This window comes from Micromonospora sp. AP08, from assembly GCF_008085935.1.
GTDB classification, from domain to species: domain Bacteria; phylum Actinomycetota; class Actinomycetes; order Mycobacteriales; family Micromonosporaceae; genus Micromonospora; species Micromonospora chersina.
Window position 1 is genome coordinate 176,748 of sequence record NZ_VSEZ01000007.1, and the last position, 26,973, is coordinate 203,720.

Consider the following 26,973-nt stretch of genomic DNA (forward strand, 5'->3'; position numbering starts at 1 on the left):
GCACGATTTCCGTGGACCCCAGTTCGCTGGCGCAACGTTAACCGTAGGACTGAGGAGCACCCATGTCTGCCGGGCCTGCCACCCCCGCCGTCTCCCTCCGCGAACTGCGCAAGTCGTTCGGGGCGGTGGAGGCGGTGGCCGGCGTCGATCTGGACATCGCCGACGGCGAGTTCTTCTCGATGCTCGGGCCGTCCGGCTCGGGCAAGACGACAGTGCTCCGCATGATCGCCGGGTTCGAGCCGCCGACCGCCGGGAGCGTGCTGCTCGGCGGGCGTGACGTCACCCGGCTGGCCCCGTTCGAGCGGGACGTCAACACCGTCTTCCAGGACTACGCGCTGTTCCCGCACATGACCGTGCGGCAGAACGTCGAGTACGGGCTGCGGGTGCGCAAGGTGGGCCGCGCCGAGCGCCGGGCCCGGGCCACGGAGGCGCTGCGGGGCGTACGGCTCGACGGTCTGGCTGACCGGCGACCGGCCGCGCTCTCCGGCGGGCAACGGCAGCGGGTGGCCCTGGCCCGCGCGCTGGTCGTCCGGCCGAAGGTGCTCCTGCTCGACGAACCGCTCGGCGCGCTGGACCTGAAGCTGCGCGAGCAGATGCAGGTGGAGTTGAAGGCGCTCCAGAGGGAGGTGGGCATCACCTTCGTCTTCGTCACCCACGACCAGGAGGAGGCGCTCACCATGAGCGACCGGGTGGCGGTCTTCGAGAACGGCCGGATCGCCCAGGTGGGCACGCCCGCCGAGGTCTACGAGCGGCCCGCCACCCCGTTCGTCGCCGGCTTCGTCGGCACGTCCAACCTGCTCAGTGGCGACGCGGCCCGCACGGTGCTCGGCCGCGACGGCACCTTCTCCATCCGGCCGGAGAAGATCCGGCTCGTGGGCCAGCCCGCGACCGACGAGGAGACGTCGGCCACCGGCAGGGTGGCCGAGGTCGTCTACGCCGGGGCGAGCACCCGGTTCGTCGTCGACCTCGACGCCGGCGCCCGGTTGGTCGTGACGCAACAGAACCTGACCACCTCCTCGGCCGACGTGGCGGCACTGCGCGGCACCCCGGTCCGCCTGGCCTGGCGCACCGAGCACGCCGTGGCCGTACCTGTCCCCGCCGTACCGACCCCCCTTGCGAAGGAGAGCGCTCATGCGTACCGGTAGAACTTTCACCGCGCTCGCCGCGGTCGGCCTGCTCGCCCTGACCGGCTGCGGCGACGGCGGCACGACCACCGGCGGCTCCGGCCCGGGCGGCATCAAGCCACCCAGGATCGACAAGCTCGCGGCGCTGGGCGCCGGCGAGGGACAGGTCAACGTCGTCGCCTGGGCCGGGTACGTCGAGGACGGCTCCACCGATCCGAAGGTGGACTGGGTCACCGACTTCGAGAAGCAGACGGGCTGCCAGGTCAACGTCAAGGTCGCCGGCACCTCCGACGAGATGGTGACCCTGATGAAGACCGGCGAGTACGACGTGGTCTCCGCCTCCGGGGACGCCTCGCTGCGGCTGATCTACGGGGGCGACGTCGCCCCGGTGAACACCGACCTGATCAGCAACTACAAGGACGTCTTCGACGGGCTCAAGCTCAAGCAGTGGAACTCCGTCGACGGGGTGGCCTACGGCGTCCCGCACGGGCGCGGCGCGAACCTGCTGATGTACCGCACCGACGTGGTCAAGCCCGCCCCGACCTCCTGGGGCGCGGTGTTCGACGCCAACTCGCCCTACAAGGGGAAGATCACCGCGTACGACTCGCCGATCTACCTCGCCGACGCGGCGCTGTACCTGATGAAGCACCAGCCCGAACTGGGCATCAAGAACCCGTACGCGCTGGACGACAAGCAGTTCGCCGCGGCCGTCGACCTGCTGAAGAAGCAGAACGAGCTGATCGGCGAGTACTGGGCGGACTACACCAAGGAGGTGCAGGCCTTCAAGGCCGGCAACTCGGTGCTCGGCACCACGTGGCAGGTCATCGCCAACCTGGCCACCGCCGACAAGGCCCCGGTCGAGGCGATCCTGCCCGAGGAGGGGGCGACCGGCTGGTCCGACACCTGGATGGTCTCCGCCAAGGCGAAGCACCCGAACTGCGCGTACCGCTGGATGGACCACATCATCTCGCCGAAGGCCAACGCGGCGGTCGCCGAGTGGTTCGGTGAGGCGCCGTCCAACAAGCTGGCCTGCGCCGAGACCGCCGACAAGAACCACTGCGCGACGTACCACGCCGAGGACGAGTCCTACTTCGAGAAGGTCTGGTTCTGGAACACCCCGGTGCAGCAGTGCCTGGACGGGCGTACCGACGTGAAGTGCAAGGACTACGCGGCCTGGACCCAGGCCTGGACGACGATCAAGGGCTGAGGTGGCCACCTCCACGCTCGACCGGCCCGCGGGCGGCACCACCGCCCTCCGCGGGCCGGTCCGCCGGCTCTCGGCCTGGCTGCACCGGCACGCCGGGGTACGCCTCGCCGCCCTGCTCACCGCGCCGCTGTTCTGGCTGGTGGTCGCCTACCTGGGTTCGCTGGCCGTGCTGTTCGTCTCGGCACTCTGGACGGTCAACGGGTTCACCGGCGAGGTCGTCCGCCAGCCCACGCTGGACAACTTCCGCACCATCGTCACCGACGAGGTCTACCGGACGGTCGCCCTGCGCAGCGTCGGCGTGGCCGCCGGGGTGACCGTGATCGACACCCTGATCGCCCTGCCGATGGCCTTCTACATGGCGAAGGTCGCCAAGCCCCGCCACCGGCGCTGGCTGGTGGTCGCCATCCTCACCCCGCTCTGGGCCAGCTACCTGGTCAAGGCGTACGCCTGGCGGGTGCTGCTGGCCAACGGCGGGCCTCTGGACTGGCTGTTCGGCGGGCCGGGCAGCGGCCCCGGGTACGGGCTGGGGGCGACCGTACTGGTGCTGGCCTATCTCTGGCTGCCGTACATGATCCTGCCGATCTACGCGGGCCTGGAGCGGCTGCCCGACTCGCTGCTGGAGGCGTCGGCCGACCTGGGCGCCCGGGCGGGCCGGACGTTCCGCGCCGTGGTGCTGCCGGTGGTGGTCCCGTCGGTGATCGCCGGCTCGATCTTCACCTTCTCGCTGTCGCTGGGTGACTACATCACCGTGCAGATCGTGGGCGGCAAGACGCAGCTCATCGGCAACCTCGTCTACGTCAACATCGGGGCGGCGAACAACCTGCCGTTCGCCGCCGCGCTGGCCACCATCCCGGTCCTGATCATGGTCGTCTACCTGGTCGCCGTACGGCGGTCCGGGGCCCTGGAGGAGTTGTGACGCTCTCCCGGTCGGCGCGCTGGCTGCTGCGCGGCGCGATGGCGCTCGGCCTGGCCTTCATCTACCTGCCGCTCTCCATCGTGCTGATCAACTCGTTCAACGCCGACCGCACGTTCGCCTGGCCCCCGCCCCGCTGGACCACCGAGTGGTGGGTACGCGCCTGGGAGAACGCGGGCGCCCGGGAGGCGCTGTGGACGTCGGTCCAGGCCGGGTTGGGTGCGACCGGCGTCGCGCTGCTGCTCGGCTCCCTGGTCGCCTTCGCCGTGCAGCGGTACCGGTTCTTCGGTCGGGAGACCGTGTCGCTGCTGGTCGTGCTGCCGATCGCGCTGCCCGGCATCGTCACCGGCATCGCCCTGGACACCGCGTTCCGCTCGGTGCTGGCGCCGCTCGGCATCGGCAAGGGGCTCTTCTCGGTCATCGTCGGGCACGCGACGTTCTGCGTGGTCGTCGTCTACAACAACGTGCTGGCCCGGCTGCGCCGGTCCGGCGGCAACCTTCAGGAGGCGTCGGCCGACCTGGGCGCCGACGGCTGGCAGACCTTCCGGTACGTGACGTTCCCGGTGCTGCGCTCGGCGCTGCTGGCCGGCGCGCTGCTGGCGTTCGGCCTCTCCTTCGACGAGATCATCGTCACCACGTTCACCGCCGGTCCGGGGGTGCAGACCCTGCCGATCTGGATCTTCAGCAACCTGTTCCGGCCGAACCAGGCGCCGGTCATCAACGTGGTGGCCGCCGTGCTCATCGTCGCCTCGGTGGTGCCGATCTACCTGGCCCAGCGGCTCTCCGACACGGCCAGCGGCGGCCGCCTCTGACCGCCCGCCGCCCCCGACGCCAGGGCCGGCGGCCGGCATCGTGCAGGTCCATTTCGCCGCCGTCGGGCTGGTCCGTTCCGGCGAGGTACGCCAGCATGGCGGGATGACCACGCTGACCGGACAACAGATCGCCGACGAGCGACTGGACGGCTGGACCTACCTGCTGGGCGGCCTGCAGACCCGGATCCGTACGCCGAACTTCGCGGTCGGGCTGTCGATCGTGGACGCGATCGGCGCCGAGGCCGAGCGGATGGACCACCACCCGGACCTGGACCTGCGCTACACCCACGTCGACGTGCGGCTCTGGTCGCACGACGCACGCGGGGTCACCCACCGGGACGTCCGGCTGGCCCGGGCCATCTCGGCGATCGCCGCCGACGCCGGGGGGACCCTGGCGCACGCCGGCGTCTCCCGCCTCGAACTCGCCCTCGACAGCCCGGACTTCGCCGCGGTGCTGCCGTTCTGGCAGGCGGTGCTCGCCACCGAGCACCTGGCCGGACCGGGTTTCGGCGACGAGCTGCGCGACCCGGCCGGCGCGCTGCCCACCGTGTGGTTCCAGGAGTCCGGCCGCGAGGAGCCCCGGCAGCGCTGGCACCCGGACGTGTGGGTGGATCCGGCGGAGGTGCAGCCGCGCATCAGCGCCGCCGTCGCCGCCGGCGGCACGCTGGTCAGCGACGAGGCGGCACCGCACTTCTGGGTACTCGCCGACCCGGACGGCAACCGCGTCTGCCTCTGCACCTGGCAGGGCCGCGACTGAGCGGCCGGGCCTCAGCGCAGCGCCCGGGCGGCCACCTTCAGGTCCTTGACGAGCCCGTCGTACGCGACGTCCTGGTTGTCGGCGCGCAGCACCGCGGAGGGGTGGATGGTGGCCAGCAGTCGGGCCGCCGGGGCGTCGGCGACCTTGCCGGCGCTGTCCACCGGGACCCGCGCGAAGTCCTCCGGGTGCTGGGCGGCGGCCGGCCACGGCATCAGCTCGCCGCGCTGCTTGGTCACCCGGAAGGTGGGGCCGAGCAGGGCCTTGGCGGCGGTGGCGCCGAGCACCACCACGATCTCCGGGTGGAGCCGGGCGAACTCGGCCACCAGCCAGGGCCGGCAGGCGGTGATGTGCACGCGGTCCGGCGTCTGGTGGATCCGCCGCTTGCCGCGCAGCTCGAAGCGGAAGTGCTTGACGGCGTTGGTGAGGTAGATCTGGCCCGTGTCGATGCCGGCGTCGTCCACCGCCTTGCGCAGCAGCCGGCCGGCCGGGCCGACGAACGGCAGCCCCTTCTGGTCCTCCAGGTCGCCGGGCTGTTCGCCGACGAGGACCACCCGGGCGCTCTCGTCGCCCCGGCCGAACACCGTCTGCGAGGCGTCCCGGTAGAGCTCGCAGCCCCGGCAGCCGGCCGCGGCGGCGCGCAGCTCGTCGATGGTGTCCGCCTGCGGCGGGATGAACTCCTGGGCTCCGGGGGCGCTCTCGGTCTCGGCCATCCCTGCTTTATATACCGGTTTCGGCATCGACGCCGGATGCGCCGGGGTCAGTATCCTGAGCCGCCGCCACCGCCGCGCGAGGCCAGCGCGATCGCGATGATCACCAGGATGATCACGACCACCGCCACGCCGATCCAGAGACCGGTCCGGGATCCGTTCGAAGCCATGGCTCGCACCTCCGGGCCGCGGTTACCCGCCGGCGGCCGGGCCATGCCGCGGCTCAGGCGCTGAAGCCGGCGGGCGAGGGCCGGACCGCGCGGGCCACCGCGTCGGCGAGCGGGCCGAGGTCGGCCTCGTCGAGCGTGCTGACGGTGATCCGCACGCCGGGCGCGGCGGCGATCCGGTTCAGCGCGCCGGGGGCCACCGACCAGCCGGCGTCCCGCAGGGCGGTGACCGCGACGGTCTCGTCGGGCACCGGCACCCAGACGTTGATGCCGGTCCGGCCGTGGGCGGCCAGCCCGCGCGCCGCGAGGGCGTCGACCAGCCCGTCGCGCCGCCGCTCGTAGCTCTCCGCCGCGCGGCGCACGAGGCCGGCGGTGGCCGGGTCGCGCCAGAGCGCCAGGACCAGGCGTTGCAGCACGGTGGAGACCCAGCCGGCGCCGACCCGGGCCCGGCCGGCCACCCGGGCCACGGTGGCCTCGTCGCCGGCGAGCACCGCCAGCCGCAGGTCCGGGCCGTAGGGCTTGCTCACCGACCGGACGAAGGCCCACGCGGGGGTCGCCCCGGCGAGCGGGTGCAGGGGTACGCGGGCCAGCTCGGCGGCGTGGTCGTCCTCGATCAGCAGCAGGTCGGCGCGGCCGGCGAGGAGCGCACGCAGCTCGGCCGCCCGGCCGGCGGAGACCGCGGCGCCGGTGGGGTTCTGGGCCCGGCTCGTGACGATCAGCGCCCGGGCGCCGGCGGCCAGCGCGGCGCGGACCCCCGGCGCGGTGAGGCCCTCGTCGTCCACGGGCACCCCGATGGCGCGCAGCCCGAGCGCGGCGACCAGGTCGAGCAGGTTGGCCCAGCCGGGGTCCTCGACGGCCACCGCGTCGCCGGGGCGCAGGTGGGCGGCGAGCAGCCGTTCGATGCCGTCGAGCGCGCCACCGGTCACGGTGATCTCGTCGGCCGGCACCCCGTCGGCGGCGAGCCGGTCCCGGGCGGCGGCGGCCAGCTCGGGCAGGACGGCGGCAGCCGCGTACCCGCTGGGTGCGCCGAACTCGGCGGCGAGCGCGGCCAGGTGCGGGCCGAGCGGCGGCAGCAGCCGGCTGTCGGGGTTGCCGGCGGAGACGTCGCGGGCGCCGGGCAGCGGCGGGGGCATCAGCGCGGAGCGGCGGCTCGCCACGGGCGGGCGCGGGCGGACCCGGGTGCCGTGCCGGCCGGCGGTGACGACCAGACCACGCTGCCGCAGCTCCTGGTACGCCTTCGCGACGGTGGCCGGGCTGACGCCCAGCTCGACGGCGAGGGCGCGGACGGCGGGCAGGGCGTCGCCGGGGGCGAGGGCGCCGGCCCGGATGCCGGTTTCCACGCTCGCCGAAATCGCCGCCGACGAGGAGCCACTGATCTGATAACGTGCTGCCACAGTTCGGAGATTGTACTAGAACGAAGGTGGGATGTCGCATGTACCCCCCGACCGAACGCACCACGGCCAGCCGCACCCGGGACCGGATGCACTACGACCGGGAGACCGCCCACGCCCTGCTCGACGAGGCGTACCACTGCGCGCTCGGGTTCACCGTGGACGGTGAGCCGCGGGTCCTGCCCACCCTGGTCGTGCGGGTCGACGACACCCTCTACGTGCACGGCTCCACCGGCAGCCGGCCGCTGCTCGCCGCCCGCGGCGACGACGGGCTCCCGGTCTGCGTCGCGGTCACCCACCTCGACGGCCTGGTCTTCGGCCGCTCCCAGTTCCACCACAGCGCCAACTACCGGTCCGTGGTGGCGCACGGCACCGCCCGGCTGGTCACCGACGAGCAGGAGAAGGCCCGGGTGCTCACCGCGCTCGTGGAGAAGCTGGGCGCCGGGCGCAGCGCCGACAGCCGGCCGCCGACGCGCCGGGAGCTGGCCGAGACGGCCGTGCTGGCGCTGCCGCTGCGCGAGGTGTCGGTCCGGATCCGGGCCGCCGGGGTGAGCGACGAGCCGGCCGACTACGACCTGCCGTACTGGGCCGGCGTGGTGCCGCTGCGGGTCACCCGGGGACTTCCCGAACCGGACGCCGGGGTGACCGCGCCGGTGCCGGCGTACCTGCGGGCGGCCCCGTCGCCCTGGCTGGAGCCGGTGGTGCTGCGCGGCGACCACGTCGTGCTGGAGCCGCTCGACGAGTCCCACGCCGAGGAGCTGTACGCCGCCCTCGACGACGAGGAGGTCTGGCGGTACGTCGGCAGCCCGCGCCCGGGCCGCGTCGAGGAGACGGCCGCCCTGATCCGCGCCGCGTTGGACGCCCACCGGCGCGGGGAGCGGATGCCCTGGGTGCAGCGCTGCGCGGTGACCGGCGCGGTCGTCGGCACCACCTCGTACTACCACCCCGACGCCGAGCTGCGCACCGTGGAGATCGGCGGCACCCAGATCGGCCGCCCCTGGTGGCGCACCGGGATCAACACCGAGGCGAAGCTGCTGCTGCTCACCCGCGCCTTCGAGGAGCTGGACGCCATCCGGGTCACCTGGCAGACCAGCTCGCTCAACGAGCGCTCGCAGCGGGCCATCGAGCGGCTCGGCGCGGTCCGCGAGGGGACGCTGCGGTCCAACCGGCGGCGCGCCGACGGCACCTGGCGGGAGTCCGCCCTCTACTCGATGCTCGCCTCGGAGTGGCCAAACGCACAGGTCACGCTGCGGGAACGGCTTCGCTCGGCGGTGCCCGCGGCGTCATGATGACGGGCGTGCTGGGGATCACCGACATCTGGACGTACGTGCTGGGCACCGTGGCCATCGTGCTGCTGCCCGGGCCGAACTCGCTCTTCGTGCTGTCCACGGCGGCGCGCCGTGGCGTGGCGGCCGGCTACCGGGCCGCCGGAGGCGTGTTCGTCGGCGACTCGGTGCTGATGGTCCTCTCCGCCGCCGGGGTGGCGTCGCTGCTCAAGGCGTACCCGGCGCTCTTCCTCGTGATCAAGTACGCCGGCGCCGCGTACCTCGGGTGGTTGGGCCTGGCCATGCTGCGCGGCGCGTGGCGGCGCTGGCGCGACCGCAACGACCCGGCGACGCCGCGTCTGATCGACGCGGCGGAGCCGGGTGCGGTGCGCAGCCCGTTCCGGCGGGCGCTGGTGATCAGCCTGCTCAACCCGAAGGCGATCCTCTTCTTCATCTCCTTCTTCATCCAGTTCGTCGACCCCGGCTACGCCTGGCCGGCGCTGTCCTTCCTGCTGCTCGGGCTGATCGCCCAGGTGACCAGCGCGCTCTACCTGACCGCGCTGATCCTGACGGGCACCTTCCTGGCCGCCCAGTTCCACCGCCGGCGGCGGCTCGCGGCGACCGGCACCACGGCCATCGCGGTGCTCTTCCTCGGCTTCAGCCTGAAGCTCGCCACCGCCTCGGTCTGACCCGCGGCGGCCCGCTCAGGTGCCGTCGCCTCCACCGCCGCCGACGCCCGCGCCGCCGGCCGTGCCGCCGAGGCCGTAGCCGGGGGCGACCGGCTCGTCGGGCGGGCGGCTCACGTGCGCGGACTCGCTGAGCCTGGCGGACCAGTCGGCATGGGCGGCGGCGGCCGCGTGCCGGTCGATGGCGTGCCGCAGCCAGCCGTCCACGACGGCCACCCAGTCCCGCCGGTCGGCCCCCGCGTGCCAGGCCCGGAACCGGCTGATGCTCTGATGGGTGATCCCGGCCAGGGACAGCCGGCGGTCCATCCAGAGCAGCACCTCCAGCCCCGCCGAGTTGGTCACGAAGATCACCTCCAGCTCGGTGATCGGGCCGGCGTAGAGCGGGGCCACCCAGTAGCCCAGGCGCTGGTGGAACGGGAGCGCCTGCTCCACCCCGGGCAGCCGCCCCTGCTGGAGCCCGGCCTGCCGCATGACGAAGCCGAGGGTCTCCAGCGCGGCGAGGACGTGCTGCTGGGTGGGAATCGGATGCACGAAGACCGGCACCATGGCGCCCTGGTCCAGGTCCGGGTCGACCGACACCTCGGTACGCAGCCCGGTGCGCAGGCTCATCAGCGGCACCCCGCCGAAGATGGTCACCGGGGTCTCCCACGGCAGCGGGATCGCGAAATCCACCGCCCGCCGCCGGTCCGCCGGCACCACGAACCGGCCGGCGATCGGCACCTGGTGGTACTGGACCAGCCGGCGGGGCGACTCCGGATCCTCCGGCTCGACCTGGGCGACCAGCCCGAGCCGGATGTGCCGGACGGCGACGGGGTTGCCACCGGCGGCCAGGGTGACCCGGCCGGGGAGCCGCAGGCCGGGGCGGGTGCTCGGGTTGGGCAGCGTGGTGCTCACCGACAGCCCGGTCCACACGGACTCCGACGACACCCCGGTCAACCGCATGCCGCCGGCATTCCCGCTGCCCGCTCCCCCATTCGCCGCCTCTGCGGGGGCCGGATCCGGGTGCGTCCGTTGTCGCTCGGGCGGCAACAGACGCACCCGGAGCGCGTCAGCGCATGCGGCGGCCGCGGGGCACCGGGTCGGTCTCGTCGTCGAACTCGCCGATGACCTCCTCGAGGAGGTCCTCCAGCGCGACGAAGCCGATCGGCCGGGTCGGCCCACCGCCGTTGCTGACCAGCGCCAACTGGGCCTGGCGGCCCCGCATGGCGGCCACCGCCTCGGTGACCGACGCCTCGCCCGGCAGGGTGAACGCCGGCGTCATCAGCTCCTCCGCGGTGGCCGGCCGGCCGGTGGTGACCGCGCGGACCGCCTCACGGACGTGGACGAGGCCGCAGACCTCGCCGCTCGCGTCGACCACGGCCAGCCGGGACCGGCCGCTGTCCCGGGAGACGTGCTCGATCCGCTCGGCGGTGTCGTCCCGGCGTACCGTGACGATCCGTTCGAACGGCTCCATCACCTGCGCCACGCTGGTGCCCTGCAACTCCAGCATGCTGGTCAGCATCTGGTGCTGCTCGGCGCCGAGCAGACCGTGCTCGCGGGACTGCTCCAGCAGGATCCGCAGCTCGTCCGGGCCGTGCACCTGGGCGAGCTGGTCCTGCTGGCGGACGCCGAACAGCCGCAGCACGGCGTTGGCCAGGGCGTTGAGCGCGGACAGCACCGGGCGGGCGACCCGGGCGAAGGCCCGGAACGGCAGCGCCAGCAGCATGGCCGAGCGCTCCGCGTCGGTGATCGCCCACGACTTCGGGGCCATCTCGCCGACCACCAGGTGCAGGAACGTCACCAGGGCCAGGGCGAACAGCAGCCCGACCAGGTGACTGACCGCGTCCGGCAGCCCGACGGCGTGCAGCAGCGGGCTGAGCAGGTGCTCGATGGCCGGCTCGGCCAGCGCGCCGAGGCCCAGGGTGCACAGGGTGATGCCGAGCTGCGCGCCGGCCAGCATGAGGCTCAGCTCGCGGACGCCGTCCAGCGCCGCGCGGGCCGCCCGGCCGCCACCGGCGGCCGTCTGTTCCAGGCGGTACCGCTTCGCGGCGACCAGCGCGAACTCGGCCGCCACGAAGAAGCCGTTGAGCGCCAGGAGCACCACGGAGAAGAAGAGCGCGAACCCCGGGCTCATGCCGCCTCCTCCCCGTGGGCGCCGGCGGTGGTGCGGAGCCGGACGGAGTCGGCCACGTGCCGGTCCACGGCCAGCACCTCGACGAGGGCGCGCGGCTCGGCGTCCGGCTCTTCGCCGTCGACGGCGAGGGCGATCTCCAGGCGGTCGCCGACCTCGGGCACCCGGCCCAGCTCCCGCATGACCAGGCCGGAGAGGGTGTCGTACTCGGGCGCCTCGGGCAGGGCGATGCCGGTGCTGTCGGCGACCTCGTCGATCCGCCAGCGGGCCGGCACCACCCAGGACCCGTCGTCCTGCCGGGCCGGGGCCCGCTCCGGCGGGTCGTCCTCGTCGCGGATCGGGCCGACCAGCTCCTCGGCGATGTCCTCCAGCGTGATCACGCCGGCGAAGCCGCCGTACTCGTCGACCACGCAGGCGAGCTGCCGGTGCCCGACCCGGAGCCGGTCCAGCACCGTCGGCAGCGGCAGCGTCTCCGGCACCAGCAACGGGGGTACGGCCACCGCCGACACCGGCGTGGTCGCGCGCTCGGCCGGCGGCACCCCGAGGACGTCGGCGATGCCGATCACGCCGACGAGGTCGTCGACGCCCTCGGCGCCGCGCACCGGGAACCGGGAGTGGCCCGTGTCGAGCAGCTCGACGACCCGGCTGACCGGCTCGTCGGCCCGTACGGTGTGCACGTCGACGCGGGGGACCATGGCCTCCCCGGCGGTCAGCTCCCGGAAGTCGAGCCCCCGGTCGAGCAGGTCGGACATCTCGGCGTCGAGGTGCCCCTCCTCCCGGGACTCGGCGATGATCTGTTCGAGGTCCTCCGGGGTGGCGCCGCTGGGCAGCTCCTCGATCGGCTCGATGCCGACCCGGCGGAGCAGCCGCACGGCGGCCCGGTCGAAGAGGGTGATCACCGGTCCGGCGATCCGCAGGTACATGAGGGTGGACCCGGCGAGCGCCCGGGCGAGCGGCTCGGCGCGGGCGATGGCCAGGTTCTTCGGGGCCAGCTCGCCGAGGACCATCTGCACGATGGTGGCGATGATCAGGGCGAGCACCACCGACAGCGGCAGCGCCACCCCGCTGGAGACCCCGGCGACGCCGAGCAGGTCGGCCAGCCCGGCGCCCAGGTACGGCTCGGCGGCGTAACCGACCAGCAGGGCGGTCACGGTGATGCCGAGTTGGGCGCCGGAGAGCATGAACGAGAGCCGGCCGGTCACCTCCAGGGCCCGGGCGGCGGCACGGTCGCCGCCGTCGGCGAGCTGCTTGAGCTTGCCCCGGTCCACGGCGACGTAACCGAACTCCTGGGCCACGAAGTAACCGGTGGCGGCGGTGAGCACGATGATGAGGACGAGTCCGACGAGGATCAACACGGGAGGTTCAGGGCTCCCGGGGCCGTCGGGTCCAGAGGTTGCCGGGCATGACCCGGCTGGCTACTGCTGCCCTCCTGGGCAGAGGAGTCGATCATGTGGCCATTTTATCGGCGGCGGCTGGACGTTCGCTGAGGGTGCCGGAAGGCTCCCCGCTGTCCGGTTCAGCGGCCGGCCAGCTCGTCGGCGTCCAGCAGGTCCCGGTCGATCCGCCCCGAACGGTAGGCGGCCCTCCCGATCATCTGCGCGGCGACCGGCGCGGTGGCGAGCTGGAAGACCGCCACCAGCGCGATCATGCCCAGGTCCGACGGCGTACGCAGGCGCAGCGCCAGGCCGACGAGGAGCAGCAGCACACCGAGCACCTGCGGCTTGGTGGCGGCGTGCATCCGGTCCAGCACGTCCGGGAAGCGCAGCACGCCGATTCCGGCGACCAGGCTGAGCAGCGCCCCGGCCAGCAGGCAGAGGCCACCGAGCCAGTCCGCGACCGTCCCGATCATGGGGTGCACCCCTTCCTCGGGGGGCGCCGGGCGGTCACGCTTCCTCCCGGACGGCGAAGCGGACCAGGGACACCGAGCCCACGAAGCCGAGCAGGGAGAGCACCACCAGCACGGGCAGTGTGGTGGCGTGGCGGTTGACCGCCGCCTCCGCGCCCACCGCGCCCAGCATGGTGGCGAGCAGCAGGTCGGCGGCGACGACCCGGTCGAGCAGGGAGGGGCCGCGGTAGATCCGGGCCAGGGCGAGCAGCGCGGTGACCGAGAGCAGCACGGTCAGCGCGACGGCGAGGAGCGCGGTCACGGATGGTTCCTCCGATCGACGGGTTCGAGTTCGAGCTGGCGTACCTCCGCGGGGGACCCGACGGCGCGGACGATGCGCCGTTCGACGGCGAGGATCCGCTCCCGGCTGCCGGTCAGGTCCTCCGGCCCGCGGACGTCGAGGACGTGCACGTAGAGCACCCCGTGGTCGCGGTCCACCTCGAGGATCAGCGTCCCCGGCACCAGCGAGATCACCTCGGCGGTGAGCGCCAGGTTGAGGTCGGTGCGGACCCGCAGCGGCACCGCGATGATGGCCCCGCGCGGGCGGTAGCCGGGGCGCAGCGCGACGGCGGCGACGTGCAGGCTGGCACTGACCAGCTCACCGGCGAAGGTGACCGCGAGGACCAGCAGCGGGCCCGGGCGCAGCCGCCCGCCGAAGGTGACCGGCGGGAGCGGGAAGAAGAGCAGCACGGCCGCGCCGACCACGAGGCCGGCGAACAGGTTGCCCCAGGTCAGGTCGCCCCAGAGCAGCAGCCAGATGGCGACCAGCCAGCCGAGCGCGATGGCCTGGTCGCGCCGCCGTCCGCCCCGGCCCACGGCGGGCGCGAGGGCGTCGGGCGCGGGGGCGTCGGGCGCCGGGCCGGGCGGCGGCGGGCCGTCCGCCGGCTCGCCGCCGCCGGCCGCCCGGCCCGCCGGCAGGTCGTCGGTCACGGCACGTCCACCGGCAGGACCGCCCGGACGTACGGGGTGCGCTGGCGCAGGTCGGTGGCCGCGTCCACGGTGACCCGGAACAGCGGCCCGGCGGCCAGGGTGAGCGCCAGGCCGAGCACCACCAGGGCGGCGGTGGCCCCGACCATCAGCCTGGGCAGCCGGACGGCCGGGCCGGCGGTGGCCAGGCGGGGCGCCCGCCAGAACGCGATGTTCCACACCCGGGAGGCGGCGTAGAGGGTGAGCAGGCTGGTCAGGGCGCCCGCACCGACCAGCACGGCGGGCAGCGTCCCGCCGGCCGCCACGCCGGCCTGGAGCAGGCCGAGCTTGCCCAGGAAGCCGGAGAACGGGGGGATGCCGGCCAGGTTCATGGCCGGCACGAAGAAGAGCACGGCGAGCAGCGGGGCGATCCGGGCCAGCCCGCCGAGCCGGCGCAGGTCGGTGCTGCCGGCGCGCTCCTCCACGAGGCCGGCGACCAGGAACAGGGTGGTCTGGATGGTGATGTGGTGCACCACGTAGAAGATCGCCCCGGCCAGGCCGGCCACGCTGCTCAGCGCCACCCCGAAGATCATGTAGCCGATGTGGCTGACCAGGGTGAAGGAGAAGAGCCGCTTCATGTCGGACTGGGCCGCCGCGCCGAGGATGCCGACCACCATGGTCAACCCGGCCACCACCATGAGCAGGCCGGAGACCTGGCCGCCGGGGAAGAGCAGGGTCTCGGTGCGGATGATCGCGTACACGCCGACCTTGGTGAGCAGGCCGGCGAAGACCGCGGTGACCGGGGCGGGCGCGGTCGGGTAGCTGTCCGGCAGCCACGCGGAGACCGGGAAGACCGCCGCCTTGACGGCGAAGGCCAGCAGCAGCGTGAGCTGGAGCGCCAGGCGTACGCCGGGCGACAGGGCGTCCAGCCGGCCGGCGAGCTGCGCCATGTTCAGGGTGCCGGTGGCCGCGTACACCAGCCCCACCGCGGCCAGGAAGATCATCGACGACAGGATGCTGACCACCACGTACGTCGAGCCGGTGCGGATCCGCGTCTCGGTGCCGCCCAGGGTGATCAGCACGAAGCTCGCGGCCAGCAGGATCTCGAAGCCGACGAAGAGGTTGAACAGGTCCCCGGCCAGGAAGGCGTTGGTCACGCCGGCCGTGAGCACCAGGTAGGTGGGGTGGTAGATGCTCACGGGCGCCGTCTCGCCGATCTCCCCGCGCCCCTGGCCGATCGAGTAGAGCAGCACGCAGAGGGTGACCGCCGACGAGACCACCAGCATGAGCGCGGCCAACTGGTCGGCGACCAGCACGATGCCGACGGGCGCCGGCCAACCGCCCACCCGGACCACCACGGGCCCGTGCCGGTACGCCTGCACCAGCAGCGCCACCGCCACCACCACGGTGGTGGTCAGCCCGACCACGCTGACCAGCCGCTGCAACCCGGGCCGGCCGGTCAGGATCAGGGTGAGCGCCGCGCCGAGCAGCGGCACCACCACCGGCAGCGGCACCAGGGCACTCATGCGCTGGCCTTCGTTCGCGACTGCGGGGCTCGCAAACCCGGCTCACTCCTCGCGCTCACGTGCTGGCCTTCGTTCGCGACTGCGGGGCTCGCAAACCCGGCTCACTCCTCGCGCTCACGGCTCCTCACCGCGCCGGCGGAGCCGGCGCAGCGCCGGCTCCGGGTCCACCTGTTCCGGGTCGTTGTCCGGCCCCTCGCCGCCGAGGTCCGCCGTGGACACCTCGTTGCGCTCGGCGAGCCGGACGATCTGGCGGTCCTCCAGGTCGTCCTGCACCTCGTCGTCGCCGGTCAGGTACCAGCTCCGGTAGGCGACCGCGAGGAGGAACGCGGTCAGCCCGAACGTGATCACCACGGCGGTGAGCACCATGGCCTGCGGCAGCGCGTCGCTCATCGCCGCGGTCGGCGCGGTGCCCACGAGTGGCGCGGCCCCGGACCGGCCGGCGAGCAGGATCAGCAGGTTCACGCCGTTGCCGAGCAGGATGACGCCGAGCAGGATGCGGGTCAGGCTCCGCTGCAGCAGCAGGATGACCCCGGTGGCCACGAGCACGCCGACGGCGGCCACCAGCACCAGGGTCGGCCCGGCCGCGCCCCGGGTCACCGCGGCGCCTCGCCCTCGCGCTGCACGGCGAGCCCGCGGGCGGGTTCGCCGGCCGCCTCGACGTGCCGGTCCACCTCGGCGCCGAGGCTGCGCAGGATGTCCAGCATCAGCCCGACCACGATCAGGTAGACGCCGATGTCGAAGAAGAGCGACGTGACCAGGTAGAAGTGGCCGACCAGCGGCAGCCAGAGGTCGACCTTCACGCTCTCCAGCACCCGGCCGGTGAGGAGCAGCCCGAGCACGCCACCGCCGACCGAGACGGCCAGGCCCGCGCCGAGCACCGTGCCCGCCCCGACCGGCGCCGCCTCGGCCAGCTCGTACCGGCCGCCGGCCAGGTAGCGGAGGGTCAGCGCGAGGCTGGCCACCAGCCCGCCGGAGAAGCCGCCGCCCGGTGCGTTGTGCCCGGAGAACAGCAGGAACAGCGAGAAGAGCAGCACCGTGTGGAAGATCAGCCGGGTGACGACCTCGAAGACGATCGAGCGGCGGCCCTCGGCCAGCATCGTCCCGCCCCGCAGCCAGACCGTCCGCCGGTCCCGGCGCGACCGGACCGGGCCGGGTCGGCGCGGCCGGGGCCCGGTGCGGGACCGCTCGAAGATCAGGCTGGCCACGCCGGTCGCGGTCACCACCAGCACCGAGATCTCCCCCATGGTGTCCCAGGCCCGGATGTCGACCAGGGTCACGTTGACCACGTTGCGGCCGTAGCCGTGCGCCACGGCCAGGTCGGGGAAGGCCGCCGAGATCGACGGCGTACGCCGGGCGCCCGCCGCGGCCAGCGCCAGGCCCGCCATGACGAGGCCGGCGGCCACCCCGATGCCGCGGCGCACCCAGCGGCTGCGGCGCAGCGGGCGGGCCGAGAAGCGCTCCGGCAGCCGGCGCAGCACCAGCACGAAGACCGCGATGGTGGCGGTCTCCACCAGGAACTGGGTGAGGGCCAGGTCGGGCGCGCCGTAGAGGACGAACATCATGGCGGTGCCGTAGCCGGTGACGCCGACCAGCAGCATGGCGGTGAGCCGGCGCCGGGCGCCCACGGCGAGCAGCGCGGCCACCCCGATCACCACGCAGACCACCAGCTGCGTCGGGCTGTCCCAGACCGCGATCTCGGCCCGCCACGGCCGGGTGGCCAGCATCGCGCCGCCCGGCACCAGCACGAGGACGACGAGCACGGTGCCGAGGTACTGCGGAAGGGCGCCACGCTGGGTGGCGCCGGTGACCTCGATGGCGAACCGGTCGAACCGGTGGGTGACCCACTCGTACCCCTCGTTGCCCCCGACCGGCGAGCGCAGCCGCGTCAACGCGGGGGCGAGCGGGCCGCGGGCCAGGTGCAGCACCACCCCGCCGGCGAGCACCACGGCGGAGAGGCCGAGCGCCGCCGTCGGCCCGTGCCAGAGCGCCAGTTTCTCCTCGACCGGGCCGAACAGCTCGGCGTACGGGCGGAGCAGGCTGCCCAGCCAGCCGGCGGCCGGTCCGGCAGCCAGCCCGGCGACGGCGAGCACGGCCGGGGGTACGAGCATCGCGGCGGGCGGCCGCTCCACGTCGGTCACCGGGACGCCCGGCCGCGAGCCGAACGCCCCCCAGAGGAACCGGATGCTGTACGCGGCGGTCAGCGCGCTCCCCACCACCAGCACGGCGAGCACCACCGGCCGCCCGGTGAACGCGCCGAGCACCGCCTCCTTCGCCACGAAGCCGAACAGCGGCGGCAGGCCGGCCATCGAGGCGGCGGCCAGCGCGGCGACCGTGGTGAGCACCGGCGCGGTCCGGCCCACCCCGGACAGGTCGCGCAGGTCCCGGCTGCCGGCGCTGTGGTCGAGGATGCCGACGACGAGGAACAGCGCCGCCTTGAACAGGGCGTGCGCAAGCAGCATGGCGACGCCGGCGAGGGCGGCCTTCGGGGTGCCCGCGCCGAGCACCACGGTGAGCAGACCGAGCTGGCTGACCGTCCCGTACGCCAGCAGCAGTTTGAGGTCGGTCTGCCGCAGCGCCGCCCAGCCCCCGGCGACCAGGGTGACCAGCCCGGCGACCACGGTGACCGGCCGCCACGGTCCGGCCGGCGCGAGCGCCGGCCCGAGCAGCCCGACCAGGAACACCCCGGCCTTGACCATGGCGGCCGCGTGCAGGTAGGCGCTGACCGGGGTGGGCGCCGCCATCGCCACCGGCAGCCAGGAGTTGAACGGGAAGACCGCGGACTTGGCGAGGGCGCCGGTGAGCACGAGCAGGACCGCGACCGCCAGGTAGCCGCCGCCGGGCAGCGGCGCGGCCGTGACGACCGACCAGCGGTAGCTGCCGACGTGGTGGCCGAGCAGCAGGAAGCCGACCAGCATGGCCAGCCCGCCCAGGGTGGTGACGGTCAGCGCCTGGGCGGCCGCCCACCGGCTGGACCGCCGCTCGGTGCTGTGCCCGATCAGCAGGTAGGAGAAGACCGTGGTCAGCTCCCAGAAGACGTAGAGCAGCAGCAGGTCGTCGGAGACGACCAGGCCGAGCATCGCCCCGGCGAAGGCGACCATGACGGCCGCGAAGCGGGCCAGGCCCGCCGAGCCGGCGTGGAAGTAGCGGGCCGAGTAGACCAGCACCAGCGCGCCGACGCCGCCGACCAGGAGCAGCATCAGCCAGGACAGGGTGGTGACCCGCAGCGCCACGTCGAGGTGGAGCTCCGCGATCCACGGGTACGTCTCGACGACCGCGCCGCCGTCGCGGACCGCGCCGGTGTGCGCCACCGCCCAGCCGAAGGTGGCGGCCGGGGCGAGGGCGAGCAGCAGGCAGGCGCGGGGACCCCACCGGCGGACCAGCAGCGGCGCGGACAGGGCCGCCACCAGGTGCAGGATCAGCAGGACGAGCACGCGCACTCCCGGTCGAGGTGACAGCGCGCCCGGGCGCGCTGCGGCCAGGACCGATCACACGCCACATCTCCGCCCAACCGGGCGGTTTTCGGGAAACCCGCCCGGCGCCCGGGCCTTCCCGCTCAACGCAGGGCGGGGTCGGGGGCGGAGCGGTCGCGGCGAGGCGTCTCGACCAGCAGGTCCGGGCGGTCGAGCTGACGGACCGCCTTGTTGACGACGCGCTGGGCGGCGGCGAGGGAGCGCACCGGCAGCAGCTTGCCGCGGCTCTCGCGGCGCAGGACGAAGTAGTGCACCGCCGCCCGGACCAGCCCCCGGTCGGCGGCGCTGGAGTGGGCGGTGGCGACGACCAGCTCACGCAGGCAGCGGGCCAGGTCCTCGGCCAGCTCCAACTCGGGGCCGTGCAGACCGGTGCGGAGGGTGGCGAGATGACTGTCGACCTTGCGGATGAGCACGTCGGTCCCGGACCCGGCGCCTCGCCCCTGCACGGTCATCCAAGCCCTCCACCCCATGCTGCGTTGCGGGTGAAGTTACTTTATGTTGCGCGGCAGAAGCAAGCAGTTAAGTGAGACTTAACGCGTTCAAGGGCGCATCCGTCGCTTAAGCCCCCGTCCCGGACAGATCAGCGTCCGGCGGGGACTGGTTGTCACACCGGCGAGGCAGGATGGAGGGCGTGGCGGACGAGGTGACCCGGGGCGCGGCGGTCCTGGCGGATTTCGGCGCGGCGACCCGGGAGTGGTTCACCGCGGCCTTCGCCGCGCCCACACCCGCCCAGGAGGGCGCCTGGCGGTCGGTCGCCGCCGGGCGCAACGCCCTCGTCGTCGCACCGACCGGCTCCGGCAAGACCCTCGCGGCGTTCCTCTGGTCGCTCGACCGGCTGGCCAAGGAGCCACCACCGGCCGACGCCCGGCAGCGCTGCCGGGTCCTCTACGTCAGCCCGCTCAAGGCGCTCGCCGTCGACGTCGAACGCAACCTGCGCGCCCCGCTCACCGGCATCCGGCAGGCCGCCACCCGGCTCGGCCTCACCCCACCCGACATCACCGTCGGCATGCGCACCGGCGACACCCCGGCCGACGAGCGGCGGGCCTTCGCCCGGACCCCGCCGGACATCCTCATCACCACGCCCGAGTCGCTGTTCCTGCTGCTCACCTCCGCGGCCCGCGACTCGCTGCGCGGCGTCCGCACGGTGATCGTCGACGAGGTGCACGCGGTCGCCGGCACGAAGCGCGGGGCCCACCTGGCGCTCTCCCTGGAACGCCTCGACGCGCTGCTGGAGACGCCCGCGCAGCGGATCGGGCTCTCCGCCACCGTCCGGCCGATCGACGTCTGCGCCCGCTTCCTCGGCGGGGCCCGCCCGGTCGACGTGGTGCAGCCGCCCACCAGCAAGACCATCGAGGTCAGCGTCCAGGTGCCGGTGGAGGACATGACCCGCCTCGACGAGCAGGAGCCGCCGGAGGACGCGCTGGGCGGGATCGGCCCGCGCCGGGCGTCGATCTGGCCGGCCGTCGAGGAGCGGGTCTTCTCGCTGATCCGGTCGCACCGGTCGACCATCGTCTTCACCAACTCCCGGCGCAGCGCCGAGCGGCTCTGCGCCCGGCTCAACGAACTGGCCGCCGAGGAACTGGAGGCAACCACCCCGGACGGCGGTCGCATGGCCCGGGGCGGCGAGCCGGTGGGCGTATCCGAGCTGCTGGCGGGGATGGACGGCCCGCCGGCCGGCGACGGCGGCCCGGCGGGTGGCGGGCCGTTGCGGGCGCCCCGGCAGCCGGCCGAGGTGATGGCGCAGTCCGGGGCGGCGGCCGGCGCGCCACCGGTGATCGCCCGGGCCCACCACGGCAGCGTCTCCCGTGAGGAGCGCAAGCACATCGAGGAGGCGCTCAAGTCCGGGCAGCTCCCGGCCGTGGTCGCCACCTCCAGCCTGGAGCTGGGCATCGACATGGGCGCGGTCGACCTGGTCGTGCAGATCGAGGCCCCGCCGAGCGTCGCCGCCGGCCTGCAACGGGTGGGCCGGGCCGGGCACCAGGTCGGCGCCGTCTCCCGGGGCGTGGTGTTCCCGAAGCACCGCGGCGACCTGCTCTCCTGCACCGTGGTCGCCGAGCGGATGGGCGCGGGCGCGATCGAGGAGCTGCACTACCCGCGCAACCCGCTCGACGTGCTGGCCCAGCAGATCGTGGCCATGGTGGCCCTGGAGCCGTGGCGGCTCGGCGACCTCGCCGTGCTGGTCCGCCGTGCCGCGCCCTTCGCCGAGCTGCCCGACTCGGCGCTGCACGCGGTGCTCGACATGCTCTCCGGGCGCTACCCGTCGACCGCCTTCGCCGAGCTGCGGCCCCGGCTGGTCTGGGACCGGGCCGCCGACGTGCTCACCGGCCGGCCCGGCGCGCAGCGGCTCGCCGTGACCAGCGGCGGCACCATCCCCGACCGGGGCCTGTTCGGGGTCTTCCTGGCCGGCGCCGAGCGGGCCGCCCGGGTCGGCGAGCTGGACGAGGAGATGGTCTACGAGTCCCGGGTCGGCGACGTGTTCCTGCTCGGCTCGTCGTCCTGGCGGATCGAGGAGATCACCCCCGACCGCGTGCTCGTCTCCCCCGCCCCCGGCCAGGCCGCCCGGATGCCGTTCTGGAAGGGCGACCAGCTCGGCCGCCCCGTCGAGCTGGGCCGCGCCATCGGCGCCCGGGTCCGGGCACTGCTACGCCAGTCCGACGCCGACGCCGTCGCCGCGCTGCGCGCCGGCGGGTTGGACGACTGGGCCGCCGGCAACCTCATGACCTACCTGCGCGAGCAGAAGGAGGCCACCCGGTCGCTGCCCGACGACCGCACCGTCGTGGTCGAGCGGTTCCGCGACGAGCTGGGCGACTGGCGGCTCGCCGTGCACTCGGTGCTCGGCGCCCGGGTCAACGGCCCGTGGGCCCTCGCGATCGGCCGCCGGCTCGCCGAGCGCTACGGGGTCGACGCCCAGGTGATGCCGTCCGACGACGGCATCGTGGTCCGGCTGCCCGACACCGCCGAGGAGCCGCCCGGCGCCGACGTGGTGGTCTTCGACCCCGAGGAGATCGCCCAGCTGGTCGAGGAGTCCGTCGGCACCTCGGCGCTGTTCGCCTCGCGGTTCCGCGAGTGCGCGGCCCGGTCCCTGCTGCTGCCCCGCCGCGACCCGCGCCGCCGGCAGCCGCTCTGGCAGCAGCGCCAGCGCGCCGCGCAGCTCCTCGACGTGGCCCGCGAGTACGCCGACTTCCCGGTCACCCTGGAGGCCGCCCGGGAGTGCCTCCAGGACGTCTTCGACCAGCCCGCGCTGGCCGGGCTGATGCGCGACCTGGGCGCCCGCAAGGTCCGCCTGGTCGAGGTGGAGTCCGAGCGCCCGTCGCCGTTCGCCCGCTCGCTGCTTTTCGGCTACGTGGGCGCATTCCTCTACGAGGGCGACGCGCCGCTGGCCGAGCGGCGGGCCGCCGCCCTGGCCCTCGACTCCGGGCTCCTCGGCGAACTGCTCGGCCGGGTCGACCTGCGGGAACTGCTCGACCCCGCGGTGCTGGCCGAGACCGAACGGCAGCTGCGCTGGCGCACCGAGCAGCGCCGGCCCCGCGACGCCGAGGACGTGGTCGAGCTGCTCCGGGTGGTCGGCGACCTGAGCGAGGCGGAGCTGGCCGAGCGGGGCGTACCGGCCGGGTGGCTGGGCGAGCTGGAGGCGGCCCGGCGGGTGCTGCGGGTCCGCGTAGCCGGTGAGGACCGCTGGGTGGTCGTCGAGGACGCCGCCCGGCTGCGCGACGCGCTCGGCGTGGCGCTGCCCGTCGGGATCGCCGAGGCGTACCTGGCACCGGTGGCCGACCCGCTCGGTGACCTGGTCGCCCGCTACGCCCGCACCCACGGTCCGTTCGCGGCGGCCACCTGCGCCGCCCGGTTCGGGCTCGGGGTGTTCGTCGTCGAGCAGGCGCTGCGCCGGCTCGCCGCGACGGGGCGGGTGGTCTCCGGTGAGTTCGCCCCCGACAGCGTCGGCACCCAGTGGTGCGACGCCGAGGTGCTGCGGCTGCTGCGCCGCCGGTCCCTCGCCGCGCTGCGCCGGGAGATCGAGCCGGTGCCGCCCCGCGCGCTCGCCGCGTTCCTCCCCCGCTGGCAGCAGGTCGGCTCGTCGGCCCGGGGCATCGAGGCGGTCGCCGCCACCGTCGAGCAGTTGCAGGGCGCCGCCGTGCCGGCGTCCGCGCTGGAACGCCTCGTGCTGCCCGCCCGCGTCGCCGACTACTCCCCCGCCCAGCTCGACGAACTCTGCGCCAGCGGGGAGGTGGTCTGGGCCGGGTCCGGCGCGATCTCCGGGGGCGACGGCTGGGTCACCCTCGCGTACGCGGACGTCGCGCCGCTGCTGCTGCCCCCGCCGGACGAGGCGCTGGCCCTCACCCCGCTGCACGAGGCGGTGCTCGACGCGCTCGCCGACGGGCAGGCGCTCTTCTTCCGGTCGCTCTCCGACCGGGTCGGCTCCACCGACGACACCGCCCTGACGGCGGCGGTGTGGGATCTGGTCTGGGCCGGTCACCTCACCAACGACACCCTCGCCCCGCTGCGGGCGGCGCTCGGTGGCGGCGGCGCGCACCGGTCCCGGCCGACCGCCCCGCGCACCCGCTACCGCCGCCCCGGCCGGGCGGCGCTGCCCAGCCGCGGCGGCCCGCCCACCGTGGCCGGCCGCTGGTCCCGGCTGCCCGACCGCGACCTCGACCCCACCAAGCGGGCCGCCGCCCTCGCCGACCTGCTGCTCGAACGGCACGGCGTGGTCACCCGGGGCGCCGTGATGGCCGAGCAGGTGACCGGCGGCTTCGCGGCGGTCTACCCGGTGCTCTCCGCGCTGGAGGAACGCGGCGCCGCCCGGCGCGGCTACTTCGTCGAAGGGCTGGGCGCCGCCCAGTTCGCCGTGCCCGGTGCCGTGGACCGGATCCGCGCCCTCGCCGACCCCGCCGACGACAGCCGGGGCCGGGGCGGGCCGACCGTCGTGCTCGCCGCCACCGACCCGGCCAACCCCTACGGCGCGGCGCTGCCCTGGCCCGACCGGGTGGTCGACTCCGGCGACGGGGCGGCACCGGCCACCGGGCACCGGGCCGGGCGCAAGGCCGGCGCGCTGGTCGTGCTGGTCGGCGGCGACCTGGTGCTCTACGTCGAGCGGGGCGGGCGGACCATCCTCTCGTTCACCGACGACACCGACGCCCTTGCCGCGGCCGGCAAGGCGCTCGCCGACGCGGTGCACTCCGGGGCGCTGGGCGCGATCTCGGTGGAACGCGCCGACGGCGAGGCCGTGCACTCCTCGCCGCTGCGGGACGCGCTGACCGCCGCCGGCTTCCGCGCCACCCCCCGCGGCCTACGCCTCCGCGGCTGACCCCACCCCGCCCGCATCTCGCAACGCACGCCTAACGCAGCCGCCCATGCCCACGGGGTCGCTCCCCACGCCCACGCTGGCGGGATCCAACCCCGCACCCCACGCAGCGCCTCACCCGGCCTGCGTGACGCCCACGCTCGCTTGCACGCGTCCCGCCCACACTCGCGCCCCGCTAGCTTGCGCCGCGCCCCCGCCCGCGGCCCGCGGCCCGCGGCGGAGATCTTGGACGGAAAGGGCCCCTATAGGGGCCGTTTCCTACCAAGATCTTGTGGCTGTCCCGGGATCCGGACGAGCTTCCTGAGTGGCGGGAGAGGAGCGGCGGCGGGTCGGTCTCGTCGAGGTCGGCGGGGGGCCGGATCGCCACCGGGGCGGGGGAAGTGTGCGGAGCGGGGGTGCCGTGGTCGTTAGGGTGTGCTGCGCGGACGACGAGGGGGACGGATGGCCTCGATCCAGGTACGACCCGCCGAGGCGAGCGACCACGCCGACGTCGCGGCGCTGCACCGGCGGGAGTGGGGCGGCCCGTACGTGGTGGTCCACGACACCCGCTACGACCTGCGTGAACTGCCCACCCTCGTGGCGGTCGACGGGGCGGGCGGGTTCGCCGGGGCGCTGGTGCACCGGCTCGCCGACGGCGGGCTGGAGGTGGTCAGCCTGGCCGCGGCGGTCCCGGGCAACGGCGCCGGCAGCGCCCTGCTGACCGCCGCCGAGGCGGTCGGCACGGCCGCCGGGGCGGACCGGCTCTGGCTGGTCACCACCAACGACAACCTCCGGGCGCTCCGCTTCTATCAGCGCCGGGGACTGCGGATCGTGGCGGTGGACCCTGGCGCGGTGGACCGGGCGCGGGCGGTCAAGCCGAGCATCCCGCACCTGGGCGAGGACGACATCCCGCTGCACGACGAACTGCGCCTGGAACGGCGGCTGACCGCGCCGGGAGCCCCGGCATGACCGGCCCCGCCGGCGGTCCCTGGATCTCGCTGACCACCGACTACGGCCTGACCGACGGTTTCGTGGCGGCCTGCCACGGGGTGCTGGCCCGGCTCGCCCCGGCCGCCCGGGTGATCGACGTGACCCACCTGGTGCCGCCGGCCGACGTACGCCGGGGCGCGGCGGTGCTCGCGCAGACCGTGCCGTACCTGCCGGTGGGCGTGCATGTGGCGGTGGTCGACCCGGGCGTCGGCACGGCACGGCGGGGTGTCGCGCTGGCCACCCCGGGCGGGCTGCTGGTCGGCCCGGACAACGGGCTGCTGCTGGACGCCGCCGAGGCCCTCGGTGGGATCACCGGGGCGGTCGAGCTGACCAACCCGGCCTGGCTCGCCCCGGCGGTCTCCCGCACCTTCCACGGGCGGGACGTGTTCGCCCCGGTCGCCGCGCGGTTGGCGCTCGGCGCGCCGCTGGCCGAGGCCGGCCCGGCCGTGGACCCGGCCACGCTGGTCCGGCTGCCCGCGCCGCTGGTACGCGCCGACGACAGGGGCTTCACCGCCGAGGTGCTGACCGTCGACCACTTCGGCAACGTCCAGCTCGCCGCCCCCGGTGAGCTGCTGTCCGGGCTGCCGGAGCGGGTACGGGTGGCCGGCCGGGCGGCGGTGCACGGACGCACGTTCGGCGACGCTCCGGCCGGTGGGCTGGTCGCGTACGTGGACTCGGCCGGGCTGGTGGCCCTGGCGGTCAACACCGGGCGCGCGGTCGACCTGCTCGGCGTGCGGCCCGGCGAGGTGGTGACGGTGACGGGCGACTGAGCGATCGCGGCGGGGGACCGCCGGGCGAGGGAGGATGGAGGGGTGCCCGAAGGCGACACCGTGTGGAACACCGCCCGCGTCCTCCAGCGCGCCCTGGCCGGCGCCCGGCTCACCGGCTCCGACTTCCGCGTGCCGCAGCTCGCCGCGACCGACCTGACCGGCTGGACCGTGCGCGAATCGGCCAGCCGGGGCAAGCACCTGCTGCTCCGCCTCACCGCACCGCCCGACGCCGCCGCCGCCCCGGCAGGTGCCACCGCGGGGGCCGACGTCACGCGAGCCGACACCACGCGAGCCGACGCCACGCAGGCCGATGCCACGCGAGCCGATGCCACGCGGCCCGACACCACGCGAGCCGACGCCACGCGGGCCGCGGCCGCGAGCGGGCGGGACTGGACGCTGCACTCGCACCTGCGGATGGACGGTGCCTGGCGGGCGTACGCCCCGGGTGAGCGGTGGGCGGCCCGGCCCGCGCACCTGATCCGGGTGGTGCTCCGCTCCCCCGGCGCGGTGGCGGTCGGCTACCACCTGCACGAGCTGGCCCTCATCCCGACCGCCGAGGAGGAGTCGCTGGTCGGCCACCTGGGCCCGGACCTGCTCGGCCCCGACTGGGACCCGGAGGAGGCGGTCCGCCGGCTGGCCGCCCACCCGGACGAGACGATCGGCGAGGCGCTGTTGGACCAGCGCAACCTGGCCGGGGTGGGCAACCTCTACAAGTGCGAGGTGCTGTTCCTGCGCGGGGTCTCCCCGTGGACGCCGGTGCGGGCGGTGCCCGACCTGGCCGGCACGGTCGGCCTCGCCCAGCGGCTGCTCGCCGCGAACCGGGGCCGCTGGACGCAGAGCACGACCGGCTCGCTGCACCGGGGGCAGACCAGCTACGTCTACGGCCGCCGGGCGCAGCCGTGCCGCCGCTGCGGCACGGCGATCCGCAAGGAGGAGCTGGGCGAGCGGGTGACCTACTGGTGCCCGGCGTGCCAGCCGGACCACTGAGCGGGACGGCGCGTGGAACTTC

General features: G+C 74.8%; 23 protein-coding genes. 11 read left to right on the top strand and 12 right to left on the bottom strand.

The genetic code is table 11. The annotated features are described in order from the left end of the window. Positions 1-62: 62 nt before the first annotated feature. The 5 genes from FXF50_RS14500 (at position 63) to FXF50_RS14520 (ending at position 4,813) form a co-directional block, all read left to right on the top strand. The gene (locus FXF50_RS14500) at positions 63-1,145 is read left to right on the top strand and encodes an ABC transporter ATP-binding protein (RefSeq protein WP_148428085.1); all 1,083 of its coding nucleotides are present in this window, start codon (positions 63-65) and stop codon (positions 1,143-1,145) included. Continuing rightward, a complete protein-coding gene (locus FXF50_RS14505) occupies positions 1,132-2,331 on the top strand; it encodes an ABC transporter substrate-binding protein (protein ID WP_148428087.1) in 1,200 nt (399 codons plus the stop codon). The genes FXF50_RS14500 and FXF50_RS14505 overlap by 14 nt, the downstream gene beginning before the upstream one ends. A gap of 1 nt (position 2,332) precedes the next feature. Further along, positions 2,333-3,247 (top strand): ABC transporter permease, encoded by a 915-nt coding sequence (locus FXF50_RS14510; protein WP_148428089.1) that lies wholly within the window; start codon positions 2,333-2,335, stop codon positions 3,245-3,247. Continuing rightward, on the top strand, positions 3,244-4,056 hold the full coding sequence (locus FXF50_RS14515) for an ABC transporter permease (protein ID WP_148428091.1): 813 nt from the start codon (positions 3,244-3,246) through the stop codon (positions 4,054-4,056). Before FXF50_RS14510 ends, FXF50_RS14515 begins: the two co-directional genes overlap by 4 nt. 103 nt (positions 4,057-4,159) lie before the next feature. After that, positions 4,160-4,813, top strand: coding sequence for a 4a-hydroxytetrahydrobiopterin dehydratase (locus tag FXF50_RS14520; RefSeq protein ID WP_148428093.1), 654 nt, complete (start codon positions 4,160-4,162; stop codon positions 4,811-4,813). 11 nt (positions 4,814-4,824) lie between these two features. Here the strand turns inward: FXF50_RS14520 and FXF50_RS14525 are convergent, their stop codons facing one another. Together FXF50_RS14525 and FXF50_RS14530 are read right to left on the bottom strand one after the other, a co-directional pair. After that, the gene (locus tag FXF50_RS14525) at positions 4,825-5,523 is read right to left on the bottom strand and encodes a UdgX family uracil-DNA binding protein (RefSeq protein WP_148428095.1); all 699 of its coding nucleotides are present in this window, start codon (positions 5,521-5,523) and stop codon (positions 4,825-4,827) included. A gap of 220 nt (positions 5,524-5,743) precedes the next feature. Further along, entirely contained in the window at positions 5,744-7,081 is a 1,338-nt protein-coding gene (locus tag FXF50_RS14530; RefSeq protein ID WP_148428097.1) for an aminotransferase class I/II-fold pyridoxal phosphate-dependent enzyme, read from the bottom strand. Positions 7,082-7,119: 38 nt separating this feature from the next. On the opposite strand from FXF50_RS14530, the gene FXF50_RS14535 reads away from it, so the two are divergent. Next, positions 7,120-8,367: a bifunctional pyridoxamine 5'-phosphate oxidase family protein/GNAT family N-acetyltransferase gene (locus FXF50_RS14535; protein WP_148428099.1), complete on the top strand. Its 1,248-nt coding sequence runs from the start codon at positions 7,120-7,122 to the stop codon at positions 8,365-8,367. After that, positions 8,364-9,032, top strand: a complete 669-nt coding sequence (gene leuE / locus FXF50_RS14540) for a leucine efflux protein LeuE (RefSeq protein ID WP_148428101.1) — start codon at positions 8,364-8,366, stop codon at positions 9,030-9,032. Before FXF50_RS14535 ends, leuE begins: the two co-directional genes overlap by 4 nt. 15 nt (positions 9,033-9,047) lie before the next feature. Here leuE and FXF50_RS14545 read toward each other — a convergent pair whose 3' ends face one another. From FXF50_RS14545 to FXF50_RS14590, 10 genes are all read right to left on the bottom strand, one after another. After that, entirely contained in the window at positions 9,048-9,971 is a 924-nt protein-coding gene (locus tag FXF50_RS14545) for a sporulation protein (RefSeq protein ID WP_148428103.1), read from the bottom strand. A gap of 106 nt (positions 9,972-10,077) precedes the next feature. Next, a complete protein-coding gene (locus tag FXF50_RS14550; protein WP_148428105.1) occupies positions 10,078-11,142 on the bottom strand; it encodes a hemolysin family protein in 1,065 nt (354 codons plus the stop codon). Beyond that, on the bottom strand, positions 11,139-12,494 hold the full coding sequence (locus FXF50_RS14555) for a hemolysin family protein (protein WP_148428107.1): 1,356 nt from the start codon (positions 12,492-12,494) through the stop codon (positions 11,139-11,141). The genes FXF50_RS14550 and FXF50_RS14555 overlap by 4 nt, the downstream gene beginning before the upstream one ends. A 161-nt stretch (positions 12,495-12,655) precedes the next feature. Further along, positions 12,656-12,988, bottom strand: a complete 333-nt coding sequence (mnhG, locus tag FXF50_RS14560) for a monovalent cation/H(+) antiporter subunit G (protein ID WP_187399672.1) — start codon at positions 12,986-12,988, stop codon at positions 12,656-12,658. Between the two features lie 34 nt (positions 12,989-13,022). Then, entirely contained in the window at positions 13,023-13,286 is a 264-nt protein-coding gene (locus FXF50_RS14565; protein ID WP_107079252.1) for a monovalent cation/H+ antiporter complex subunit F, read from the bottom strand. Further along, positions 13,283-13,954: a Na+/H+ antiporter subunit E gene (locus tag FXF50_RS14570; protein WP_148428109.1), complete on the bottom strand. Its 672-nt coding sequence runs from the start codon at positions 13,952-13,954 to the stop codon at positions 13,283-13,285. The genes FXF50_RS14565 and FXF50_RS14570 overlap by 4 nt, the downstream gene beginning before the upstream one ends. Continuing rightward, the gene (locus tag FXF50_RS14575; protein WP_148428111.1) at positions 13,951-15,456 is read right to left on the bottom strand and encodes a Na+/H+ antiporter subunit D; all 1,506 of its coding nucleotides are present in this window, start codon (positions 15,454-15,456) and stop codon (positions 13,951-13,953) included. Before FXF50_RS14575 ends, FXF50_RS14570 begins: the two co-directional genes overlap by 4 nt. A 114-nt stretch (positions 15,457-15,570) precedes the next feature. Continuing rightward, positions 15,571-16,053, bottom strand: coding sequence for a Na(+)/H(+) antiporter subunit C (locus FXF50_RS14580; RefSeq protein ID WP_148428113.1), 483 nt, complete (start codon positions 16,051-16,053; stop codon positions 15,571-15,573). Further along, a complete protein-coding gene (locus FXF50_RS14585; protein ID WP_148428115.1) occupies positions 16,050-18,887 on the bottom strand; it encodes a Na+/H+ antiporter subunit A in 2,838 nt (945 codons plus the stop codon). Before FXF50_RS14585 ends, FXF50_RS14580 begins: the two co-directional genes overlap by 4 nt. A gap of 122 nt (positions 18,888-19,009) precedes the next feature. Next, complete coding sequence (locus tag FXF50_RS14590; protein ID WP_187399673.1) at positions 19,010-19,378, bottom strand: hypothetical protein; 369 nt, start codon at positions 19,376-19,378, stop codon at positions 19,010-19,012. A gap of 170 nt (positions 19,379-19,548) precedes the next feature. On the opposite strand from FXF50_RS14590, the gene FXF50_RS14595 reads away from it, so the two are divergent. The 4 genes from FXF50_RS14595 to FXF50_RS14610 all read left to right on the top strand — a co-directional run bounded on the left by FXF50_RS14595 (position 19,549) and on the right by FXF50_RS14610 (position 26,951). Beyond that, positions 19,549-24,228, top strand: a complete 4,680-nt coding sequence (locus FXF50_RS14595; protein WP_148428119.1) for a DEAD/DEAH box helicase — start codon at positions 19,549-19,551, stop codon at positions 24,226-24,228. A gap of 438 nt (positions 24,229-24,666) precedes the next feature. Next, positions 24,667-25,173 carry a GNAT family N-acetyltransferase gene (locus FXF50_RS14600; RefSeq protein WP_148428121.1) on the top strand — a complete coding sequence of 169 codons (507 nt, stop codon included), beginning with the start codon at positions 24,667-24,669 and terminating at the stop codon, positions 25,171-25,173. Then, positions 25,170-25,964, top strand: a complete 795-nt coding sequence (locus FXF50_RS14605; protein ID WP_148428123.1) for an S-adenosyl-l-methionine hydroxide adenosyltransferase family protein — start codon at positions 25,170-25,172, stop codon at positions 25,962-25,964. The genes FXF50_RS14600 and FXF50_RS14605 overlap by 4 nt, the downstream gene beginning before the upstream one ends. A 42-nt stretch (positions 25,965-26,006) precedes the next feature. Continuing rightward, positions 26,007-26,951, top strand: a complete 945-nt coding sequence (locus tag FXF50_RS14610; protein ID WP_148428125.1) for a zinc finger domain-containing protein — start codon at positions 26,007-26,009, stop codon at positions 26,949-26,951. Positions 26,952-26,973: the final 22 nt, after the last annotated feature.